Origin of the sequence: Shewanella sp. 11B5 (genome assembly GCF_002836795.1) — a bacterium.
Taxonomy (GTDB): domain Bacteria; phylum Pseudomonadota; class Gammaproteobacteria; order Enterobacterales; family Shewanellaceae; genus Shewanella; species Shewanella frigidimarina.
Genome location: NZ_PJAP01000024.1, coordinates 1 through 1,502, shown reverse-complemented (window position 1 = coordinate 1,502; position 1,502 = coordinate 1). Strand labels below are relative to the sequence as shown.

At 44.2% G+C, this 1,502-nt stretch carries 2 protein-coding genes; both read right to left on the bottom strand.

Translation table 11 applies throughout. The features are described from left to right. Nucleotides 1-119 precede the first annotated feature (119 nt). Nucleotides 120-995, bottom strand: a complete 876-nt coding sequence (locus CXF78_RS00175; protein WP_059745146.1) for an NAD(P)-dependent oxidoreductase — start codon at nt 993-995, stop codon at nt 120-122. Nucleotides 996-1,008: 13 nt separating this feature from the next. Then, on the bottom strand, nt 1,009-1,497 hold the full coding sequence (locus CXF78_RS00170) for an acyl-CoA thioesterase (protein ID WP_011636973.1): 489 nt from the start codon (nt 1,495-1,497) through the stop codon (nt 1,009-1,011). Nucleotides 1,498-1,502: the final 5 nt, after the last annotated feature.

The following is a 1,502-nucleotide window of genomic DNA, read 5'->3' as shown; positions in this document are numbered from 1 at the left end:
TCATCTTAAGACCAGAAACAAGCTAATATAGCAAAGGCTAACATACTGGTTTATAGCCAATAAAAAGCCCCAATCGATATTGGGGCTACATTTACACATATAACAACTTAGTGTTGATATTAACTGCGAGACTTTTCCAAGCGGGCAAGTAAACTAGAAGTATCCCAGCGATTACCTTTCATTGCTTGAACTTCAGAATAAAATTGATCAACTAATGCGGCTACCGGTAAATGGCTACCATTACGACGGGCTTCATCTAATGCAATACCCAAATCTTTACGCATCCAATCGATAGCAAAACCAAAATCATATTGACCTTGCCACATCGTTTTATAGCGATTTTCCATCTGCCAGCTTTGCGCGGCGCCTTTGCTGATCACTTCAATCACTTTCAAGCCATCTAAACCAGCACTTTTAGCAAAATGAAGCCCTTCAGCTAGGCCTTGCACTACACCAGCAATACAAATTTGGTTAACCATTTTAGTCAACTGCCCTGCCCCAACAGGCCCTAGCAGTTCTGCACAACGACTGTATGCCGCAATAATAGGTTTAACAGTATCAAAATGAGCTTGATCGCCGCCCATCATCACCGTTAACGCACCATTTTCGGCACCGGCTTGACCACCTGAAACTGGCGCGTCTAAGAATGCGATGTTAAGTGGCTCAATGTGTGCGGCAATTTCACGTGCAACATCAGCTGAAGCGGTTGTATGGTCAACTAAAATAGCACCAGCATGCATACCATGCACAATCCCATGTTCACCTAATACTACTTGGCGTAGGTCATCATCATTACCTACACAGGTAAAAACAATGTCTTGGCCTTGGGCGGCATATTTTGGTGTATCAGCTTTCTTACCACCATATTGTTCAACCCACTGGTCCGCTTTCGCCCCGGTACGGTTATAAACAGTAACGTCATGACCCTGCTTAACCAAATGTCCCGCCATCGGGAACCCCATAACGCCTAAACCAATAAATGCTACCTTGGCCATGATTTCCCCTTATTTATTCAACTGAAGGTTTAACGTGAGCTTCCATTTCGGCACCGATACGTTTACGCATATCCATCAATCTCAATGCACTATCACGTAAGCGAACATCATCAGCGGTGGCTGGTATCCACTCAGGAACCGATGTCGGATGGCCTTCATCGTCTACTGCTACCATAATAACAATACAGTGGGTTGTCAGATGACGTTCAGATTCTTTAGGATCGCCAGCCTTTACATCAATAGCAATGTGCATAGACGTTGTACCGGTATAAATAACTTTGCCAGTCACTTCAACAATATTACCCACATGGATAGGCTTAACAAATCGAATGCCGCCAGCATAAACAGTAATACAATATTTACCGCTCCAGCCTGCTGCTGCTGCATAAGCGGCTAAATCGATCCATTTCATTACTGCACCGCCGTGAACCTTACCGCCAAAATTGACATCTGCAGGTTCTGCCAGGAAGCGTAATGTAAGTTGTCTATCTTTACCGGCCATAATAG